Annotated in this window: 18 protein-coding genes and 1 tRNA gene; 11 read left to right on the top strand and 8 right to left on the bottom strand. The window is 72.9% G+C overall.

All coding sequences use genetic code 11. From position 1 onward, the window contains the following. Positions 1-63 precede the first annotated feature (63 nt). The 5 genes from ACZCLJ_RS08145 to ACZCLJ_RS08125 form a co-directional block, all read right to left on the bottom strand. Positions 64-1,089 carry an adenosine deaminase gene (locus ACZCLJ_RS08145; RefSeq protein WP_463106070.1) on the bottom strand — a complete coding sequence of 342 codons (1,026 nt, stop codon included), beginning with the start codon at positions 1,087-1,089 and terminating at the stop codon, positions 64-66. 20 nt (positions 1,090-1,109) lie between these two features. Beyond that, complete coding sequence (locus ACZCLJ_RS08140) at positions 1,110-1,718, bottom strand: LuxR C-terminal-related transcriptional regulator (RefSeq protein WP_463106377.1); 609 nt, start codon at positions 1,716-1,718, stop codon at positions 1,110-1,112. A 77-nt stretch (positions 1,719-1,795) separates the two neighbouring features. After that, on the bottom strand, positions 1,796-3,127 hold the full coding sequence (locus ACZCLJ_RS08135) for a sensor histidine kinase (protein ID WP_463106069.1): 1,332 nt from the start codon (positions 3,125-3,127) through the stop codon (positions 1,796-1,798). Next, positions 3,114-3,986, bottom strand: coding sequence for an ABC transporter permease (locus tag ACZCLJ_RS08130; RefSeq protein ID WP_463106068.1), 873 nt, complete (start codon positions 3,984-3,986; stop codon positions 3,114-3,116). Before ACZCLJ_RS08130 ends, ACZCLJ_RS08135 begins: the two co-directional genes overlap by 14 nt. Then, entirely contained in the window at positions 3,983-4,978 is a 996-nt protein-coding gene (locus ACZCLJ_RS08125; RefSeq protein WP_463106067.1) for an ABC transporter ATP-binding protein, read from the bottom strand. Before ACZCLJ_RS08125 ends, ACZCLJ_RS08130 begins: the two co-directional genes overlap by 4 nt. 250 nt (positions 4,979-5,228) lie before the next feature. Between ACZCLJ_RS08125 and ACZCLJ_RS08120 the strand changes: the two genes are divergently transcribed. The 5 genes from ACZCLJ_RS08120 to rplA all read left to right on the top strand — a co-directional run bounded on the left by ACZCLJ_RS08120 (position 5,229) and on the right by rplA (position 8,122). Next, positions 5,229-5,301, top strand: a tRNA-Trp gene (locus ACZCLJ_RS08120). A gap of 105 nt (positions 5,302-5,406) precedes the next feature. Then, on the top strand, positions 5,407-5,688 hold the full coding sequence (gene secE / locus ACZCLJ_RS08115; RefSeq protein ID WP_251153517.1) for a preprotein translocase subunit SecE: 282 nt from the start codon (positions 5,407-5,409) through the stop codon (positions 5,686-5,688). A 125-nt stretch (positions 5,689-5,813) separates the two neighbouring features. After that, on the top strand, positions 5,814-6,641 hold the full coding sequence (gene nusG / locus ACZCLJ_RS08110; protein ID WP_463106066.1) for a transcription termination/antitermination protein NusG: 828 nt from the start codon (positions 5,814-5,816) through the stop codon (positions 6,639-6,641). 100 nt (positions 6,642-6,741) lie between these two features. Then, a complete protein-coding gene (rplK, locus tag ACZCLJ_RS08105; protein WP_251153519.1) occupies positions 6,742-7,173 on the top strand; it encodes a 50S ribosomal protein L11 in 432 nt (143 codons plus the stop codon). Positions 7,174-7,405: 232 nt separating this feature from the next. Then, positions 7,406-8,122 carry a 50S ribosomal protein L1 gene (rplA, locus tag ACZCLJ_RS08100; RefSeq protein ID WP_251153520.1) on the top strand — a complete coding sequence of 239 codons (717 nt, stop codon included), beginning with the start codon at positions 7,406-7,408 and terminating at the stop codon, positions 8,120-8,122. Positions 8,123-8,223: 101 nt separating this feature from the next. On the opposite strand, the gene ACZCLJ_RS08095 is transcribed toward rplA, so the two are convergent. From ACZCLJ_RS08095 to ACZCLJ_RS08085, 3 genes are all read right to left on the bottom strand, one after another. Beyond that, positions 8,224-9,516: a glycosyl hydrolase family 18 protein gene (locus ACZCLJ_RS08095; protein ID WP_463106065.1), complete on the bottom strand. Its 1,293-nt coding sequence runs from the start codon at positions 9,514-9,516 to the stop codon at positions 8,224-8,226. 170 nt (positions 9,517-9,686) lie between these two features. Next, a complete protein-coding gene (locus ACZCLJ_RS08090) occupies positions 9,687-10,352 on the bottom strand; it encodes a hypothetical protein (protein ID WP_463106064.1) in 666 nt (221 codons plus the stop codon). Next, positions 10,349-10,756 (bottom strand): DUF4383 domain-containing protein, encoded by a 408-nt coding sequence (locus tag ACZCLJ_RS08085; RefSeq protein WP_463106063.1) that lies wholly within the window; start codon positions 10,754-10,756, stop codon positions 10,349-10,351. The genes ACZCLJ_RS08090 and ACZCLJ_RS08085 overlap by 4 nt, the downstream gene beginning before the upstream one ends. 372 nt (positions 10,757-11,128) lie before the next feature. On the opposite strand from ACZCLJ_RS08085, the gene ACZCLJ_RS08080 reads away from it, so the two are divergent. The 6 genes from ACZCLJ_RS08080 (at position 11,129) to rplL (ending at position 18,156) form a co-directional block, all read left to right on the top strand. Further along, complete coding sequence (locus ACZCLJ_RS08080) at positions 11,129-11,764, top strand: RNA polymerase sigma factor (protein ID WP_251153524.1); 636 nt, start codon at positions 11,129-11,131, stop codon at positions 11,762-11,764. After that, positions 11,761-12,258, top strand: coding sequence for a hypothetical protein (locus ACZCLJ_RS08075; RefSeq protein WP_463106062.1), 498 nt, complete (start codon positions 11,761-11,763; stop codon positions 12,256-12,258). The genes ACZCLJ_RS08080 and ACZCLJ_RS08075 overlap by 4 nt, the downstream gene beginning before the upstream one ends. Before the next feature lie 147 nt (positions 12,259-12,405). Then, a complete protein-coding gene (locus ACZCLJ_RS08070; RefSeq protein ID WP_463106061.1) occupies positions 12,406-14,211 on the top strand; it encodes a S8 family serine peptidase in 1,806 nt (601 codons plus the stop codon). A 21-nt stretch (positions 14,212-14,232) separates the two neighbouring features. Continuing rightward, entirely contained in the window at positions 14,233-16,806 is a 2,574-nt protein-coding gene (locus tag ACZCLJ_RS08065; protein ID WP_463106060.1) for a CHAT domain-containing protein, read from the top strand. A gap of 317 nt (positions 16,807-17,123) precedes the next feature. Next, entirely contained in the window at positions 17,124-17,654 is a 531-nt protein-coding gene (gene rplJ / locus ACZCLJ_RS08060) for a 50S ribosomal protein L10 (RefSeq protein WP_251153528.1), read from the top strand. A gap of 112 nt (positions 17,655-17,766) precedes the next feature. Further along, the gene (rplL, locus tag ACZCLJ_RS08055) at positions 17,767-18,156 is read left to right on the top strand and encodes a 50S ribosomal protein L7/L12 (RefSeq protein WP_251153529.1); all 390 of its coding nucleotides are present in this window, start codon (positions 17,767-17,769) and stop codon (positions 18,154-18,156) included. The last annotated feature ends 309 nt before the right edge of the window (positions 18,157-18,465 follow it).

The following is an 18,465-nucleotide window of genomic DNA, read 5'->3' as shown; positions in this document are numbered from 1 at the left end:
GCCCAGTATCCGAGAGGCTCATGAGACGCACATGAGAACCCGGACGGAGCGGACGCCCGACGGCTACCGCCAGGCGGCCGCGAGCCAGTCGTCCACTCCGGCGAGCAGGCGCGCCCGCGTCGCGTGCGACGCCCGGCTCGCCCGGATCGACGAGCGCGCCAGGTCGGCGAGGTCGTCGTCGGAGAACCCGTGCTCGTGCCGCGCGATCTCGTACTGCGCGACGAGCCGTGACCCGAAGAGCAGCGGGTCGTCGGCCCCGAGCGCGACGCGCGCGCCCGCGTCGACGAGCGTCCCCAGCGGCACCTGGGCCGCGTCGTCGTACACGCCCAGCGAGACGTTCGACGCGGGGCACACCTCGAGCGCGATCCCGCGGTCCACGAGGTCGTCGAGGACCCGACGGTCCTCGGCGGACCGGACGCCGTGACCGAGCCGGTCGGGGACGAGCGCCTCGACGACCTCGTGCACGTGCGCCGGCCCGAGCAGCTCGCCGCCGTGCGGCACCGAGGCGAGGCCTGCGCGCCGCGCGATGGCGAACGCGCGCGCGAACTCCGCCGTGTCGCCGCGGCGCTCGTCGTTGCTCAGCCCGAACCCCACGACCTCCCCGGGCCCCTCGCCCGCGTACTGCGCGGCGAGACGCGCGAGGGTGCGCGCGTCGAGCGCGTGGCGCATGCGGGACGCCGCGACGACCACGGCGACCTCCGTCCCGGTCGCGGCGCTCGCGGACCGGGCGGCGTCGAGCACGATCTCGACGGCGGGGGTGATCCCGCCGACGAACGGCGCGTACGACGTCGGGTCGACCTGGATCTCGAGCCGTCCCGAGCCCTCGGCGGCGTCGTCCTGCGCCGCCTCGAGCACGATGCGGCGCATGTCGGCCTCCGAGCGGACGCACGCGCGCGCGGCGTCGTAGAGGCGCTGGAAGCGGAACCACCCGCGCTCGGTGGCGGGCAGGCGCAGCGGGTCGCCGTCGAGGAGCGCGTGGGGGAGCCGGACGCCGTACCCCTCGGCGAGCTCGCGCAGCGTCTCGAGGCGCATCGACCCCGTGAAGTGCAGGTGCAGGTGGGCCTTGGGGAGCGTCGCGAGGTCTCGCACACGCCGGAGTCTGTCACGGGTCAGGAGGACGTCAGGTAGCCCCGGTCCATCGCGACGGTCACCGCGGCCGTCCTGTCGTCCACGCCGAGCTTCGCGAACGCGCGCAGCAGGTGGGTCTTGACCGTCGCCTCGGCGATGAAGAGCTCCCTGCCCACCGCCGCGTTCGACAGGCCGCGCGCGACGAGCCGCAGCACCTCGGTCTCGCGGTCCGTGAGCCGGTCGCCGCGGACCGACGTCACGAGCCGCGTCGCGACGCTCGGTGCGAGCACCGTCTGCCCACGAGCCGCGGCGCGCACGCCTGCCACGAGCTCCTCGCGCGGCGTGTCCTTGAGCAGGTACCCCGTCGCCCCGGCCTCGACGGCCCGCAGGATGTCCGTGTCCGTCTCGTACGTCGTGAGCACGACGACGCGCGGCGCGGCACGGTCCGCTGTCCTGCCGTCCGGCGTGGACCGTCGGCCCGGACCGCCCGAGGCGGCGAGGATCTCGGCCGTCGCCCCGACACCGTCGAGCACGGGCATGCGCAGGTCCATGAGCACGACGTCGGGGGCGAGCTCTCCCGCGAGCGCCACGGCCTGCGCGCCGTCGCCCGCCTCGCCGACGACCTCGAGGTCCGGCTCCGCCGAGAGCATGCCGACGAGCCCCGACCGGACCACCGGGTGGTCGTCGACGACGAGCACCCGCACGGTGGTGACGCGCGCGGGGGCGCTCACGCCGCACCGCCCGTCGTCGCCGTCGCGTCCTCGGCCGCCGCGCGCGGCGGGTCCGTGGGTGCTGCCGTCGCGACCCGAGGCACCGGCGTCGTGCCGGGGGGCGGTACGGTGCGCGGCAGCTCGACCACGACCACGGTCCCGCCGCTGTCGCCGCGGCCGAGACGGACCGTCCCCCCGCCCGCGGCCACGCGCTCGCGCATCCCGCGCAGCCCGAAGCCCTCGGTGAGGTCCGCGGGCAGCCCGCGACCGTCGTCGCGCACCGCGAGACGCGTGACGGCGGCGTCCTGCGCGAGCTCGACCCGGACCGACCGTGCGGCCGCGTGGCGGCGGACGTTCGCGAGCGACTCCTGGGCCGAGCGCAGCAGCACGACCTCGTCGGCGCTGGAGAGACCCGTGACGGCGTCGAGGTGCGTGCCGACGGCGACGCCGGACTCCGCGCCGAACCGCTCCGCGAGGCGCAGGATCGCGTCCACGAGCGTCCCGCCCGCCTCCAGCGGCACGGGGCCCGTCGCCGCGACGAGGGCGCGGGCCTCCGCGAGGTTCTCGCGCGCGGTGGCCTCGACGAGCGCGAGCCGCTCGGCCGCCGCGTCGGTCGCGTCCCGGTCGAGGTCGGCGCGCGCGGCCTGGGCCAGCATGACGACGCTCGTGAATCCCTGGGCGAGCGTGTCGTGGATCTCCCGCGCCACGCGTTCGCGCTCGGCGGCGACGCCCTCCTGGTGGTGCGAGCGCGCGAGCTCGGCCTGGGTCGCGCGCAGCGCGTCGACGAGGCGGGCGTGCCGCTCCGACTGGCGCATGGTGTGGGCCGTCCACAGGCCGAGGCCGATCGAGAAGGCGAGGGCGACCCCCATCTGCGGTGCCGTGCTCGCGAGCGCTGACGCGTCGACGCCGCCGCGAGCAGGGTCCCACGCGAGCGCGAGCGCGGTGCCGCCCGCGAGCGCGACGCACAGCACGACCTGCGCCCACAGGTGCTCGGACATCATCCAGATCTGCGTGAAGGTCGCGAACAGCAGCAGCGTGCCGAGGCTGTCCTGCGCGGCGACGACGACCGTCGCCGTGACGGCCACGACCAGGTAGAGATGGGCCGCCACCTGGTCGCGCGTGCGCGCCGCGCGCCGGCCCCAGGCCACGTACGCGACGACCATCGTGGCGATCGCCCCGAGCGCCACGACGAGCTCCGTCCCGCGCACGGACGCGGTCAGCAGCGCGACACCGCTCAGGCCGGCGATGAGGTAGAACGCGACGTCCCACCAGCGCACGTCCCGGGCCCAGGTCCCGTCGAGCTGCGCCGTCGCGTTCTCCGCGGCCCCGGACGGGTCAGCCGTCGTCACGGCGCCTCCACCGGAACGTCCGCACCCCGACCACGAGCCCCACCACCAGCCATGCGACCAGTACAGCAGCCGTCGCCCCGTGCTGCCACGACCCCGACGGCTCGAGGACCACCGCCTGCTCGGGCAGGAAGACCGACCGCATGCCCTGCGCCATCCACTTCAGCGGGAAGAGCGACGCGACCGTCTGCATCCACGACGGCAGCGCGAAGAAGGCGAAGAAGACGCCGGAGATGAACTGCAGGACGAGCACGACCGGCGTCACGACAGCCGTCACCGACTTCCCCGAGCGCGGCAGGGACGAGAACCCGACCCCGCACACCGCGCCCGTCGCGCAGCCCAGGACGAACACCCACACGAACGTCGCGACGCGACTCGCGCCGTCGGGCATGTCCCACGGCATGGGCACGTCGAACGCGAACGCGGCGAGCGCGAGGAGCAGCACCGTCTGGCCGATCGCCGTGGCGAGGACGAGCCCGATCTTGCCGAGGAAGTACGCGACGGCCGGCAGGGGAGTGGAGCGCAGCCGCTTGAGGGTGCCGTCGTCGCGCTCGACGGCGATCGAGATCGCGAGCGACTGGAACCCGGTGAGCATGATGCCCGTGGCGAGCATGCCGGGCAGGAAGTACTGCGCGAAGGGCACGCCGTAGTCGCCCGTGGACTGCTCCTGGCCGTCGAACACCGTCGCGAAGATCGCCAGCATGATGACGGGGTAGGTGAAGACGAAGATCACCGCGTCGCGCTCGCGGAAGAACCCGCGCAGCTCCGCCCTGGTCCGGGCGAGACCCAGACGGGCGACCCCGGGCAGGGCGGACGCGCGGGTCGGCGCGTTGCTCGCGCTCGGTGCGGTCGTGGTGCTCACGGTCGTTCCTCCTGGTCGGGGGTGGGAGTAGGGAGGTCGGCGGGTGCTCCGGGTCCGGGACGCGGCGGTGTGGCGGCCGCGCCGCCGATGAGCTCGAGGTAGACGTCCTCGAGCGACGGGCGGACGACCTCGAGGCCGGGCACCTCCCCGTCCGCGTAGCGGGCGGCCAGCCGTGCGACGACCGCGGCAGGGCGGTCCGTGCGCTCCTCGCGGTGCAGGCCGTCGTCGAACCAGCGGACGGCGGGCCGGCGGGCGTCCGGGCCACCCAGGCGGTCGGGGGCGTCGAGCGCGACGACGACGCCGTCTCTCAGCACCGCGACGCGGTCGGCGAGCTGGGCCGCCTCGTCGAGGTAGTGGGTCGTGAGCAGGATCGTCGTGCCGCCGTCGCGCAGCGAGCGGACGAGCTCCCAGAACGCGCGCCGCGCCTGCGGGTCGAAGCCGGTGGTCGGCTCGTCGAGGAACACGAGCTCGGGCCGTCCCACGATGCCGAGGGCGACGTCGAGCCGGCGCCGTTGGCCACCGGACAGCTGACGCGTGCGGGTCCCCGCCTTCTCGCGGAGCCCGACGGCGTCGATCACCTGCTCCGGGTCGCGCGGGTCGGCGTAGAAGCCGGCGAAGTGCCTGACTGTCTCGGCGACCGTGAACTCGGAGAGGTCGCGCGAGTCCTGCAGCACGACGCCGATGCGGTCGCGCCACGCGCGGCCCGCGGTCTGCGGGTCCACGCCGAGCACGCGCACCTCGCCGTCGTCCCGCGAGCGGAAGCCCTCGAGGATCTCGACGGTCGTCGTCTTGCCGGCGCCGTTGGGCCCGAGGAGGGCGAAGATCTCGCCCCTCTCGACCCGCAGGTCGATCCCGGCGACGGCCTGCTTGGCGCCGTACCGCTTGCGCAGGCCGCGCACCTCGACCGCCGGCGCCGGCGGTGGCAGCGTCCCGGTCGCGCCGGCGCGCGACGCGCCACGGGGTGCGCTCGTGCCTTCCTGTGTGCTCTTCATGACGACCAGCGTCGTCCTCCGGGGGCGGCGACCGCGACGACCGTTCGTCCGCTCCTGACGTCCACCGATCGGTGGACGAGCGCTCCGGTCCGGGTCGCGTCGACACGGCGCGGACGTGGTTCGGACGTGGTTCGACCAGGCGCCCGGTGTCGCGTACAGTATTCCTTCGGTGGTTGATGCCCACCTGTTGTGCCGCGCCTCGACGTTCCACGTCGAGCCTCCGGTGGCGGCAGAGGGGTGTCGGTCGCGAAGGGTAGTGGCGCAATTGGTAGCGCAGCGGTCTCCAAAACCGCAGGTTGCAGGTTCGAGTCCTGTCTACCCTGCACAGCACCTCCCTCTCGGGGGTCGTGCGTGGTCCGAGAACGGGCTGCACGAGAGGTTCCAGCAGGTCCGGGGCACGTCCCGCACGTCAGCGATGGGGTAGATCAGTGAGCGAATCGCCGTCAGAGGCCGTGGGTGCGGACGGCGCACGCGCCGACGAGGTGACGAAGGGCCGTCCCGTCAAGGACAAGAAGCCCAACCTCTTCGCCCGTATCGCGCTCTTCGTGCGCCAAGTGGTCGCCGAGCTCCGCAAGGTCGTCACGCCGACGCGGTCCGAGCTGATCACCTACACCACGGTCGTCCTGGTCTTCGTCGTCGTCGTCATGGCCTTCGTGACGGTGCTCGACCTCGGGATCGGCCAGGCCGTCCTGTGGGTCTTCGGGGACTAGCCGGCCACGACGCACCCGACGTGCCGGTCACCCGGCACCCGGCGCCCCTCGGGGCGCCGTCGGCGCTTCCAGCAGCAGTCCTTCCAGAAGTCATCGAAGCCGGTCAGCAGAAAGCAGGTTCGTTCGTGTCCCAGGAGTCGCTGGACCAGACGGAGAACGTCGACCCGACGCAGCCCGAGGGTGCCCAGGACGAGGTCGACGAGACCACGGACGCGCCCGAGGTCGACGAGACCGGCGAGCTCGTGGAGAGCGACGAGCTCGAGACGGACGACGACGAGTCCGGCGCGACCGAGGCCGACGACGTCGATGACGTCGAGGACGAGCGCCCGTCCGACGAGGACGGAGACGTCATCGAGGACCCGGTCGCGGAGTTCAAGCGCGCGCTGCGCACGCAGCCCGGCGACTGGTACGTCATCCACTCGTACGCCGGGTACGAGAACCGTGTGAAGGCCAACCTGGAGAACCGCATCCAGAGCCTGAACATGGAGGACTACATCTTCCAGATCGAGGTCCCCATGGAGGAGGTGGCCGAGATCAAGAACGCGCAGAAGAAGATCGTGCGTCGTGTCCGCATCCCCGGCTACGTCCTCGTGCGCATGGACCTCACCGACGAGTCGTGGGGCGCGGTGCGTCACACGCCCGGTGTCACCGGCTTCGTCGGTCACACCCACCAGCCCGTGCCGCTGACGCTCGACGAGGTCTTCTCGATGCTCGCGTCGACGCTCGCGCCGGCACCCGAGCCCGGCAAGCCGCTCCCCGCGGCGGCCAGGGCCCCGATCGAGGTCGACTTCACCGTCGGCGAGTCGGTCACCGTCACCGACGGACCGTTCGACACGCTGCCCGCCACGATCTCCGAGATCAACGTCGAGAACCAGAAGCTCAAGGTCCTCGTCTCCATCTTCGGCCGGGAGACCCCGGTCGAGCTGTCGTTCAACCAGGTCGCCAAGATCTGACACGGCGCCCGGCGTCCGCCGGGAGCGCGTGCGAGCGCAGTACTGCAACCGGGTCATCGCCCACGGCGTCGGCCCACGAGAAGAAGGACAGGGAAGACTCATGCCTCCCAAGAAGAAGGTCTCCGGCCTCATCAAGCTCCAGATCCAGGCCGGTGCGGCGACGCCCGCACCGCCGATCGGCCCCGCGCTCGGTCAGCACGGCGTGAACATCATGGAGTTCTGCAAGGCCTACAACGCGGCCACCGAGTCGCAGCGCGGCAACGTGATCCCGGTCGAGATCACCGTCTACGAGGACCGCTCGTTCACCTTCGTGACGAAGACCCCGCCGGCCGCGGAGCTCATCAAGAAGGCCGCGGGCGTCCAGAAGGGCTCGGCGACGCCGCACACGGTCAAGGTCGCGAAGCTGACCGCCGACCAGGTGCGCGAGATCGCCCAGACCAAGCTCGAGGACCTCAACGCGAACGACATCGACGCCGCGTCGAAGATCATCGCCGGCACGGCCCGCTCGATGGGCATCACCGTCGAGGGCTGAGCAGAGCGAGCGCGGAGTTAGGACGAGCGCCAGCGAGTCCTGCCGGAGCGCGAGCGTCGCTCAGCCCGACCGTGAGCACGAGGGCTGAGCAGAGCGAGCGTCGCTCAGCCCGAGCAGCAGCACAGCGGGCTGAGCGTCGCTCGGCATCATCAGATCGTCCGCCCACGTCCGTGGGCGGCAGTGGCAGGGTCCGCGCGGACCCGCTGACCACGACTGCAGAAGGAGAAGCAGCATGGCAACGCGCAGCAAGGCGTACCGCAACGCCGAGGAGAAGATCGACCGGGAGCGTCTCTACGCCCCGCTCGAGGCGATCCGTCTCGCCAAGGAGACGTCGACCGTCAAGTACGACGCGACCGTCGAGGTCGTCTTCCGCCTGGGTGTCGACCCGCGCAAGGCGGACCAGATGGTCCGCGGCACGGTGAACCTCCCCAACGGCACGGGCAAGACGGCCCGCGTCATCGTCTTCGCGAACGCGGCGAAGGCCGAGGAGGCCCGCGCGGCCGGCGCCGACGAGGTCGGTGGCGACGAGCTCATCGAGAAGGTGGCCGCCGGCTACACCGACTTCGACGCCGCGGTCGCGACGCCGGACCTCATGGGCAAGGTCGGTCGCCTGGGCAAGGTGCTGGGTCCCCGTGGCCTCATGCCGAACCCGAAGACCGGCACCGTGACGATGGACGTGACCAAGGCCGTCACCGACATCAAGGGCGGCAAGATCGAGTTCCGCGTCGACAAGCACTCGAACCTGCACTTCATCATCGGCAAGGTCTCGTTCGACGAGACGGCGCTGGTGGAGAACTACGCGGCGGCGATCGAAGAGGTCCTGCGTCTCAAGCCGTCGTCGTCGAAGGGCCGGTACATCACCAAGGCCACGCTGACGACGACGATGGGCCCGGGCATCCCGCTCGACCAGTCCAAGACGACGAAGCTCCTCGAGGACGACGCGGCCTGACCGCAGCGTTCCTCGTCGCGACCGGGCCCAGCCCGAGCGCACCACGCCGACGGCGCGGTTCCCCCCGGGGAGCCGCGCCGTCGGCGTTCCAGGAGGGGATGTCAGCAGGCGCCGAGGTCTCGCCAGACGCCCCACTGACCGCTCTGGCTCGGGTTCTCGTTCGTCGTCCACCATTTCGCCTCGTACGTGCGGCCCTGGTACGTGACACGGTTGCCGCCGGTGTAGACCGCCGAGGCGGACCACGAGGGTGCGGTGCAGTCGCCCGGGTCCGTGGGGTCGGTCGGATCGGTGGGGTCCGTCGGGTCCGTCGGGTCGGTCGGGTCGGTCGGGTCGGTCGGGCCGCTCGCGAGCCGGCCACCGATGACGTCCGCGACCTCGTAGCCGTTGGTCTTGTCCCAGTTGATCGACCACGTCATGACGCCCCCGATCTTCCCGTAGGGCGTCGCGGGCCGGAAGGTGCCGCAGCCGGTCCCGACCTCGAGGCAGTCGACGGCCTTCACGACGTTCGCCAGCGGCTGGTACCCGCCACCGGCAGCGCGGGGGACCGCGGGGACTCCGATGCCGACCTGGTCCGGCCGGAGCCCCATCTCGAGCTGGATGCACGACAGCGCGGTGAGGAAGTCGACCGTGCCCTGGGAGTAGACCTGCTGGTTGCAGCCCATCATCGAGCCGGAGTTGTAGTACTGCGTGTTGACGATCGTGAGGATGTCCTTGATGGCGAGCGTGAGCTGGTAGTAGCCCATGCTCGTCGCCTGGTAGTCGATGGTCTGCGGCGCCATCGTGATGACGAGGTCGGGCCCGGCCTTGGCGGACAGCTGGCGCAGCGCGCTCGCCATGTACGTCGCGTTGATCCCGTGCTCGAGGTCGATGTCGACGCCGTCGAAGCCGTACTCCTGCATGAGCGCGTACGTGGTGTCGGCGAAGTTCTTCGCCTCGGTGGCGTTGGAGACGACGACGTTCCCGCGCTCGCCCCCGACGGAGATCACGACCTTGCGCCCCTGGGAGCGGATGGTCGCGACGTCGGCCGTGAACTGCGCCTCGGTGTACCCGTCGAGCTCCGCGCTCGCCAGGTCGAACGTGATGCCGCCGGGCGTCCCGGCGAGGTTGTCGGCGAACGCGATCGCGACGAGGTTGTACGCCTGCGGGATCTCCGACAGGCGCATCGTCACGGAGCCGTTGTCGAAGTTGTGCCAGTAGCCGGTGAGCCACTGCGTGCCCGACGGTGCAGCGGCCGCCGGTGCGGTCGCCGTCGGGCTGGTCGCGGGGGCGTCCGTCGCCGGGGCGACGGTCAGCGCACCCGTGGCGGCGAGGGCCAGAGCGGTCGCGGCGGTGGCGAGCGCGCGCAGCGCCCGTCCGGTCCCGCGGCGCGCGCGGGCGGTCGAGTGGGTTCTCACGGTGGTGCTCCTCGGGTCTCGGACGCGCGCGACGTCGCCACGCGCCGACCGGTCTCGTCGACGGGTCGTCTCGACGCTAGGAGCCCGCGGTGCGGCGTGGCATGAGGGATCTCCCGCTACTTCGGTCCGGTCGGCTACGGGAGAACGCGTAGACGCGACGGGTCGCCGGCTCACGGATGGTGCCCGCGGAGGCCCGGGGGACCGGGCAGACGGTGGTCGCCGTGGGGGACGGCGTGCTCGCCCGCCTCGGTGGCACCGAGCCCGAACGTCGCGACCGTCGCCACGAGGATCGCGCCGGTGAAGAGCGCAGCGAGTGAGCCCGCGGTCCGCAGGCCGGTTCCCGAAGGAGCCGTTCCCGGAAGCGCGCGCGCACCGGCGCCGGCACCGGCGTCTGCTCTGGTACCGGCTCCGGAGCGAGCAGCGGGCCGCGGTCCGGGGGGTTCCGCGGCGGCGGAGGCGACGTCCCGACCCGGCGTGGCCGGCGCGGTGCGCGTCAGGACGCCCAGCATCCCCGCACCCGCGAGCTGCAGTGCGGCCGCCGCGGTGACGGTCGGGCCGAGACGTCCGCCGCCCGAGACCGCGAGGGCCGCCTGGGCGACGCTCCCCGCGGCGAGCGCGCCGATCCCGACCCGACCGAGCGTCGTCGTGCCCAGGCGCCGGGAAGGGGCGTCGGCGAGCGCGAGGAGCGCCGTGCCGACCTCCGCCGCACCGAGCCCGAGCGCGAGGAACCCGGCGGGCTCCGGGAAGGTCCCCCGGACCAGGCCGAGGTTGACGATCCCGGCGCCCAGCAGGGCGAACCCGACGAGGACGCGGAGCAGAGGTGCCTGTCGGCTCACGCCGTCACGGCGCGGGGAGCGGCCTGCTTGTCCGCCGCGAGGCCCACGCCGAGCAGGAGGATCGCGCTGCCGAGGTGCAGCACGTTGTCGGCGCCGTTGAGCGCGATGACGTTGGCGGCCGTCCCGACGAGGAAGAGGCCGACCACGCCGACCAGCAGGTAGACGGCGCCGACCGTCACGTTGACCGCCTTGGCGGCGGAGACCGAGCGGGACGCCAGGAGCAGTGCGGCGCCGATGCCGAGGTGCACGACGTTGTGCAGCGGGTTCACCTCGAACAGCAGCAGGTTCTCGCCCTCCGTGGCGGCGAAGCCGACGCCGGACGTCACGACGAACCCTGCGAGGCCCACGAGCAGGTAGACGGCGCCGAGCACGATGGCGAGGAGTCGGTTCGGGGACGAGGACATGGTGCGTACCCACCTTCGGTGTCGTGGCGCGGGCCGCTCCCGCGCTCGGACCGGGTTCGGAGACGTCGCAGGCACGGATGGGTGACCGGCAGGTGGGGCCGGAAGAAACCTGTGCGCAAACTGGGTGCCATCGGATGTATCAGACGCGGAAGGGGGCCCCTCTCGTCCGGGTGCAGGGTGCGATCCGTACCCCGAGCAGCCGGTTCACGCTCACCACGGAGGAGAACGATGAGGCCGCGACAGAGCAAGCACGGAGGGTCGTGACCAGTGACGATGGTTGTCGAGCCCGATGAGTTCGCCGTACCATCAGGCGTCCCGGCGGAACCCCCGCCGCCGGCTGATCGCACGAGCGTGCCGAGGACAGAGCCGCCGATGACGAGGACGACCGAAGATCTCGCCGACACCGGTCAACCGGAACCCAGCCTCGGGGACCGGGGAGCCGTCGCGCTCCTCGAGTACCGGGACGGGCGACCGCAGGCCCTGGGCGACTTCGTCCGCGAGGCGACGCCGCTGCTCTGGCACACCGTCCGTGCGCAGGGCGTCGACCGCGAGCAGGCCGACGACGTCGTGCAGACCGTGTGGGTGGCGCTCGTCCGCAACGCGATGACCATCAAGGAACCCCACGCCGTGCTCAAGTGGCTGCTCATCACGGCCAAGCGCGCGGCGTGGGAGACGGTGCGCAAGCACCGTGACGACGCGCGACGCCGCACCGAGCTGCCCGATGACACCGACGAGGGCGTGCCAGAGCTGCCGTCGGGAGACCCGACGCCGGACCTCGAGGTGCTGCGCAACGAGCGGGACCGCGGGTTGTGGCGAGCCCTCGACCTGCTTCCGGACCGGTGCCAGAAGCTGCTGCGGCTCGTCTCCCTGGCCGACCGGCCGGACTACAAGGCCATCTCTGCTGCGATCGGCATGCCGGTCGGCAGCATCGGCTCCACGCGCGGCCGCTGCCTCGCCAAGCTGCGCGACATCATCGACGACCAGGGGGAATCGTGGGAAACATCATGAGCGCCGAGTCCAAGCACAGCCCCGACGAGCCCCTGGACGTGGTCGACGTCGCGCTCCTCGCCGACCTCGCCCGCATCGCGGACGAGCTCGACCCCGTGCCCGCGGGCCTGGTCGAGCGGTCCCTGTTCGCCATCACGCTCGCCGGCCTCGAGGCCGAGGTCATGGAGCTGGAGTACGTCCAGGCCCCCGCCATGTCGGTGCGCGGCGACGCGCCGCCCGTCGAGGCGCGGACGATCACGTTCACGTCCGAGTCCGTCACCGTGATGATCTCGCTGTCGCCCGCCGAGGGCGGCCGGGTACGCGTCGACGGCTGGGCCGCGCCCGCGACGGCGCTGCGCGTCGAGCTGCACCGGCCGGGGTCGGTGACCGAGACCGCGAGCGACGACGACGGCCGGTTCGTCTTCGACGCCGTCGACCGTGGCCCGGCGAGCCTCGTCGTGCGCCGCGCCGACGGCACCGGCGGAGCCGTGAGCACGCCGGTCATCGAGCTGTAGAGCCGCAGGTCGGCGCCGTGACCCGGTCGGTCACGGCGCCACGACTGCACCCTGAACCCCGCCGCGCGACGGTGAGCGTCGCGCGTGCCGGACCGGCCGTGGCACCGGACCGGGCCGGCGAGACCTGTCGTCCTCGAGGAGGAGCACGTGAGCGAGACCCCTGAGATCCCCCCGGCCCGCACGGTCCGAGACGCCGTCGGCGGTCGTCGACCGGTCCGGCACCTCGACCCGGAGCGCGTCCGTCGCAGTCCGGGCGCCTCGCGCGTGGAGCCCACGGCGTACGTGTCGGACCGCATCATCGTCCGTGGAGCACCGCCCGCCGGTCTGCGAGACCTCGCCCGCCCGGAGGCCGAGAGCCTGCGGGCGGGTGGTCCCGGCGCCGAGGTCGCCCTCCCGGCGTGGACCGGCGACGACGCGCCGACGACCTGGCTCGACGGCGTACGCCGTATCGCGGCCGACCTGGGGTACCAGGTCGTGTACGACAGCCGCCTCGGTGACCTCGCGATGGACGACGACGACGCGTTCGGGTACGCGCTGCGGTTCGTGCCGGTCCGTCCGGACGACGTCGAGGCGGACACGTGGGAGGTGCTGGAGCGCATCGGTTCCGAGCTCGGCGACCTGCGGGACGACGACGGGCTCGAGGCGCCGGCCGCCGGGCTCGACCACGTCATGCGTGCGCAGCGCCGTACGACCCCGCTGCCCTTCGTCCCGGTGTCGCGTCCTCGCTCGACGCCCCTCCCCGTGAGCGCGATCGACGAGTACGGGGTGCCCGGCTCCGGGGGCCTCGTCCCGGTCCGGCTCATCGCGCCCGCGCCGGTGCGACGCTTCGCCGACGGCCCGAACCCGTGGGTCACGGCAGAGGGCTTCCGGAGGCCCTCGGTCGCTCTCGTCGACACGGGTGTCGGGACGCACCCCTGGTTCGGGACCTACGTGCCGGGCGAGCCGTCGGACCGGCCGGACTCGGTGGTCGTGCGCGACGCGACGCTGGACGACACCCCGATCGGCACGTTCCCCGTCCCGCGCATCGACTCGGAGGACGCGGAGTACGGAGGGATGAGCAAGGACCCGCTCACGGGCCCGCTCGACCCGGTCGCGGGCCACGGCACGTTCCAGGCCGGCATCGTGCACCAGCTCTGCCCGGACGCGGTGCTCCTGTCCGTGCGCGCCTTCGGCGGCTCCGGGGACGTCCCCGAGTGGGAGGTCCTCCACACGCTGTGGCGCCTCCTCCGATTCCACCGGCTCGGTCTGCGGGGCACGAAGGACTACCACCCGGTGGACGTCGTGGTCCTCGCGATGGGCTACTACCACGAGCAGCCCGAGGACTACGGCTACGACGGTCCGCTGCGCCGCGTCCTGCGCGCCCTGCGCAAGGCCGGCGTCGTGGTGGTCGTCGCTGCCGGGAACGACGGGACGACGCGACCGATGTTCCCTGCTGCGTGGACGCCCAGGGTCGACCGCACCGTCGACGGGGCCGTGCCCCGGAAGCCCGCGGACCTCAAGCCCGACTACACCCCGATCGTCGCCGTCGGCGCGACCAATCCCGACTCGACCGTCGCGGTGTTCAGCAACGACGGTCCCTGGGTCACGGCCGTGAAGCCCGGTGCCGCCGTCGTGAGCACCATGCCGACGACCATCGACGGTCCGGTGACGCCGTCCGTCCGGCTCCCGGAACGCCTCGGCCCGGGTGTGCGCGCGTCCGTCGACCCTGACGACTTCAAGGGTGGCTTCGCGTCCTGGAGCGGTACCTCCTTCTCCGCGCCCTATCTTGCCGCGGAGATCGCTCGAGAGATCCTCGAGGAGCGTGCGCGACGGACGAGCGAGGCGGAGAAGGCCGAGGCCGCGCCGGAGTCCGCCGCGGCTGCCCAGGACGCCGTCAGGCAGCGCACGGCGAGCGCGTGGGATGCTGTGCGACGTGTACCGGGACTGTTCGCGCAGGGGGTCACCACCGCCTGACCACGGGCGGGGGGCGGTCGGATGAACGACGACGTGCGTCGTGGGTTCACCGACCGCCTCCGGGGCGCGCAGGAGATGAACGCGCTCTCGAAGGTGCGCCCCGCCTCCCGCGAGTTCCGTCGCCTCGTCCGCGACGTGGAGCTGTGGGAGGGGGCCAACGGGGCGACCCGTTGGTCCCGGGAGGTCCGGGTCCGTGCGCTCGTGGGCGAGGCCGCCTGCGCCTACGCGCTCACGGGGAGCGTGGACGCGGGCCGAGACGTGCTGGCGACGGCGCAGGCTGCGGCAGGTCCGCTGGACGGCCGGCTCCGTGGTCTGGTCCACGGCCAGCACGGCGTGCTCCTGCTCCGCTCGGGTGACAGCAAGGCGGCGGTCCGTCCGCTGACCGTGGCGCTCGACCTCGCGGACCCCGCCGACCACCGTGACCTGACGGTGCTGAGCCTGAACCGCGGGTCGGCGCTCGTCGACCTCGGCGTCATGGACGCGGCGCTCGCCGACTACGAGCGCGCGCTGGAGCACGCGCGCCTGCTCGACAACGATTACTACGTCTCCTTCGCGATGCACAACATCGGGTACATGCACCACGTGCGGGGCGACATGCCCGCGGCCCTGAAGTACTTCGACGACTCCGTGACGTACCTGCCCGAGGGACCGGACGGCGTCGCGCTCGTCGGCAGGGCACGCGTGCTCTACGAGGTCGGGCTGCTCTCCGAGGCCGAGGTCGCGCTGGAGGAGGCGGCTTCTCTCCTCGCCGGGGACGGGTTGGCCCAGGAACGCGCGGAGGCGCTGCTGGACCGTGCCCGATGTCTGGTGGGACTCCGGCGGTACGACGACTCGCGGGCCCTCGCGGGCCAGGCCCGCCGGCTGTACGTGCGGGCGGGCAACACCACGTGGGGCCTGTACGCCCGGGTCGTGGAGCTGGAGGCGATGCTCGCCGCGGACCGCACGGAGCAGGTGTCGCGCACGCGTGTGTCCCGGCGCATCGACCTCGCCCTCGAGGTCGCGCGCGAGGGCGACGCCCGCGGCGCGGTCGCTCGGTTCGGGGTCAGCGTGCCGGCCCGGCTCCAGGCCGCGGAGTGGTCGATCCTCGCCGGCCGCCTGGACCATGCCCAGGACGTCCTCGCCGAGATCCGGCGGCTCCCCGAGTGGGCCCCGTTCCCCGTCCGTGTGCAGCACCAGGTCGTCCGAGCGCAGCTGGCGTTCGCCCGCGGTGACCGCCGCAACGGGGTCCGTGCGGTCCGGCACGGTCAGCGGGCGATCGCCGAGCACCGGGCGCGGCTCGGCTCGGTCGACGCGGTGACGGCGACGGCGGTCCACGGCGTGCGGCTCGGGAACCTGGACGTCGACGCGGCGCTCGGCACGGGCCGGCCGGCCGACGTCTTCGACGCGGTGGAGCGAGGGCGCGCGACGTTCGCGGGATCCGGGCGCGTGCGGCCACCCGCCGACCCGGAGCTGGCCGCGCTGCTCACCGCCGCGCGCCGCGAGGTCGAGGCGGCGCGGGACATCGGGTCCGACGGCGAGGGAGCGGCCCAGCTCCGGCGCCAGCAGCACCTGCGAGAGGCGAGGCGACTCCAGGACGACGCGCGGCGACGGTCCTGGCGGCACGAGGGCGAGGCCGGCACCCCGACGCCGACGACGACGCGCGAGCTGCGGTCGGCGCTCGCCGACAGCGGGTCCGGGGCCGTCGTCGCGGACCTGGTGCTCTCGGGCGGCGACGTGATGGCGGTCAGGGTGTCGCGGGACGGCTCGCGCCTCCTCCGCCTCGCACCGCTCGGCGACGTCGCCGAGCGGGTGCGGCGGGCGCGCGCGGACTTCGCGGTGCTCGCCAACGCTCTCATCCCCGTCCCGATGCGGACGGCGGCCGTGTCGTCGCTCCAGCGTTCGCTGACCTGGCTCGACGACGCGCTGGTCGCTCCGCTCGCGGCGGACGGCGACCTCCACATCGCGGCGCGGAACCTCCTGCTCGCCGTGCCGTGGGCGTCCCTGCCGTCCAGGAAGGGACGTCGGACCTGGGCGAACTCGTGGGTCGACCTGCAGCAGGGCCTCCCCGTCCGTCGCCAGGGCGAGGCGCTCGTCGTGGCCGGACCGGGACTGCGGTTCGCCGCCGCTGAGGCGAAGCTCGTGGCGGGCGTGTGGGAGGACGCGCACCTGATCTCGGGGGAGGGCGCGACCTGCAGCGCCGCGGTGGAGAGGCTCCCCGACGCCGGCGTCGTGCACCTGGCCGCGCACGGCACGCACGACATCGACAACCCGCTGTTCTCGTCGCTCCGTCTCGCCGACGGGCCGCTGTTCGCCCACGAGCTCGACGGCATCGACCTGAGAGGGGTGGTCGTCGTCCTGTCGGCGTGCGAGGTGGGCCTGTCGACGCCGCGCATCGGCGGGGAGTCGCTGGGGCTCACGAGCGTCCTGCTACGACTCGGCGCGCGAGCGGTGATCGCCAGCGTCGGCCCGCTGCGCGACGACGTCGCAGCGCGGGTCATGCCGGCCCTGCACGCCGAGCTGCGCGACGGCGCGATGCCCGGGACCGCGCTCGCGCGCGCTGTCGCGGACGAGCCGGAGCCCGTGCCCCTCGTCTGCTTCGGGCCGCTCGTCGTGTGAGCCGTCGTGTCGCCGCTGCGTCCTCCACGACGCCGCTGAGCGAGGCCGTCGTCCTGCTCGGGCCGCGGTTTGGACCACGCGCCGTCGTCCCGTACGATGGACGCGTACCCAAGACCGCCGGTCGTCCGACGCTGCCCGCAGACTCCTCTGCAGGACGTGAAGGCCGAAGTCCCACCACGAGGTGGAGGCCAGCGCAGGTAGCGAATCGACGACGTCCGCCCGGCCCCGCCGTGCGAGCGACACCGAGCCCCGCGCCTGCGCGGGGCTCGTTCTCGTTCCGGGGCCACGCCGGTGGTACCACCACCGGAAGGATTGCCATGGCGAGGCCGGACAAGGCAGCCGCAGTCGTCGAGCTCTCGGACAAGTTCCGCGACTCGAACGCTGCCGTGCTGACCGAGTACCGCGGGCTCACCGTCGCGCAGCTCAAGCAGCTGCGTCGGTCGCTCAGCGGCAACGCAACCTACGCCGTGGTGAAGAACACGCTGACCGCCATCGCGGCCAAGGAGGCCGGTGTCGAGGGACTCGACGCCGACCTGCAGGGCCCGTCGGCCATTGCCTTCGTCACCGGGGACCCGGTCGAGGCAGCCAAGGGTCTGCGTGACTTCGCCAAGGCGAACCCCGCGCTGGTCATCAAGGGCGGTGTCCTCGACGGGCGCCCCCTGACCGCTGCGGAGGTCACGAAGCTCGCGGACCTCGAGTCCCGCGAGGTCCTGCTGGCCAAGGCGGCCGGCGCGATGAAGGCCAAGCTGTTCCAGGCCGCGTACGTCTTCACCGCGAACACCGCCCAGGCCGCCCGCGTCATCGATGCCCTGCGTCAGAAGCAGGAATCGGAGGGCGCTGCCGCCTGATCCCGTGCCGGTCCTCTGACTGGTTCGTGATCACGACAGCGCAAGCACACACCCCGCTTCTGGCAGGCCCGCCACGGGCCGTGGCCGAGCACCAACCGAAAGGAACGCCATCATGGCGAAGCTCAGCACCGAAGAGCTCATCGAGCAGTTCAAGGACCTCACCCTCATCGAGCTCAACGAGTTCGTGAAGGCCTTCGAGGAGACCTTCGAGGTCACCGCGGCCGCCCCCGTCGCCGCTGCCGCCCCGGCCGCTGCCGGTGGCGCTGCCGCCGCCGAGGAGGCCGAGGAGAAGACGGAGTTCGACGTCGTCCTCGAGGCCGCCGGCGACAAGAAGATCCAGGTCATCAAGGAGGTGCGCGCGCTCACGTCCCTCGGTCTCAAGGAGGCCAAGGACCTCGTGGACGGCGCCCCGAAGCCCGTCCTGGAGGGCGCGACCAAGGAGGCCGCGGACAAGGCCAAGGCTGCCCTCGAGGGCGCCGGCGCCACGGTCACCGTCAAGTGATCTCGCCGGTCCCGTCCTGACGGGACCGGTCGTCACACCGCACGAGGCCCGCACCCCGCTGGGGGTGCGGGCCTCGTCGTGTCCGTCGACGTGCCGGGGCGCGGGCGGCCGGCAGCCGGCCGCGGCGCGCGCAGGGCGCCGACCGGCTTCCCGGATGGGCGTGGTGTGTGCCACCATGTGCGGGTCGACGATGCAGAGCAGCAGGACAGCACAGGACAGCACCACACAGCGGAGCCGACGAACGGCCGGGCACCAGTGCCCGGAGAGCGTGCGGCGGGCGACGAGGCCCGCCGGAGGAGTACCGGGCAG

The organism is Cellulosimicrobium sp. So1_17, assembly GCF_055181235.1.
This window is presented reverse-complemented; position numbering and strand designations above follow the sequence as displayed.

Bases quoted from the DNA above. Each gene is read 5' to 3' on its own strand.
- ACZCLJ_RS08140 (WP_463106377.1), bottom strand. From the start codon at position 1,718: ATGCTCTCGGCGGAGCCGGACCTCGAGGTCGTCGGCGAGGCGGGCGAC.
- ACZCLJ_RS08125 (WP_463106067.1), bottom strand. From the start codon at position 4,978: ATGAAGAGCACACAGGAAGGCACGAGCGCACCCCGTGGCGCGTCGCGC.
- rplK (WP_251153519.1), top strand. From the start codon at position 6,742: ATGCCTCCCAAGAAGAAGGTCTCCGGCCTCATCAAGCTCCAGATCCAG.
- rplA (WP_251153520.1), top strand. From the start codon at position 7,406: ATGGCAACGCGCAGCAAGGCGTACCGCAACGCCGAGGAGAAGATCGAC.
- ACZCLJ_RS08085 (WP_463106063.1), bottom strand. From the start codon at position 10,756: ATGTCCTCGTCCCCGAACCGACTCCTCGCCATCGTGCTCGGCGCCGTC.
- ACZCLJ_RS08080 (WP_251153524.1), top strand. From the start codon at position 11,129: ATGACGAGGACGACCGAAGATCTCGCCGACACCGGTCAACCGGAACCC.
- ACZCLJ_RS08075 (WP_463106062.1), top strand. From the start codon at position 11,761: ATGAGCGCCGAGTCCAAGCACAGCCCCGACGAGCCCCTGGACGTGGTC.
- ACZCLJ_RS08065 (WP_463106060.1), top strand. From the start codon at position 14,233: ATGAACGACGACGTGCGTCGTGGGTTCACCGACCGCCTCCGGGGCGCG.
- rplJ (WP_251153528.1), top strand. From the start codon at position 17,124: ATGGCGAGGCCGGACAAGGCAGCCGCAGTCGTCGAGCTCTCGGACAAG.
- rplL (WP_251153529.1), top strand. From the start codon at position 17,767: ATGGCGAAGCTCAGCACCGAAGAGCTCATCGAGCAGTTCAAGGACCTC.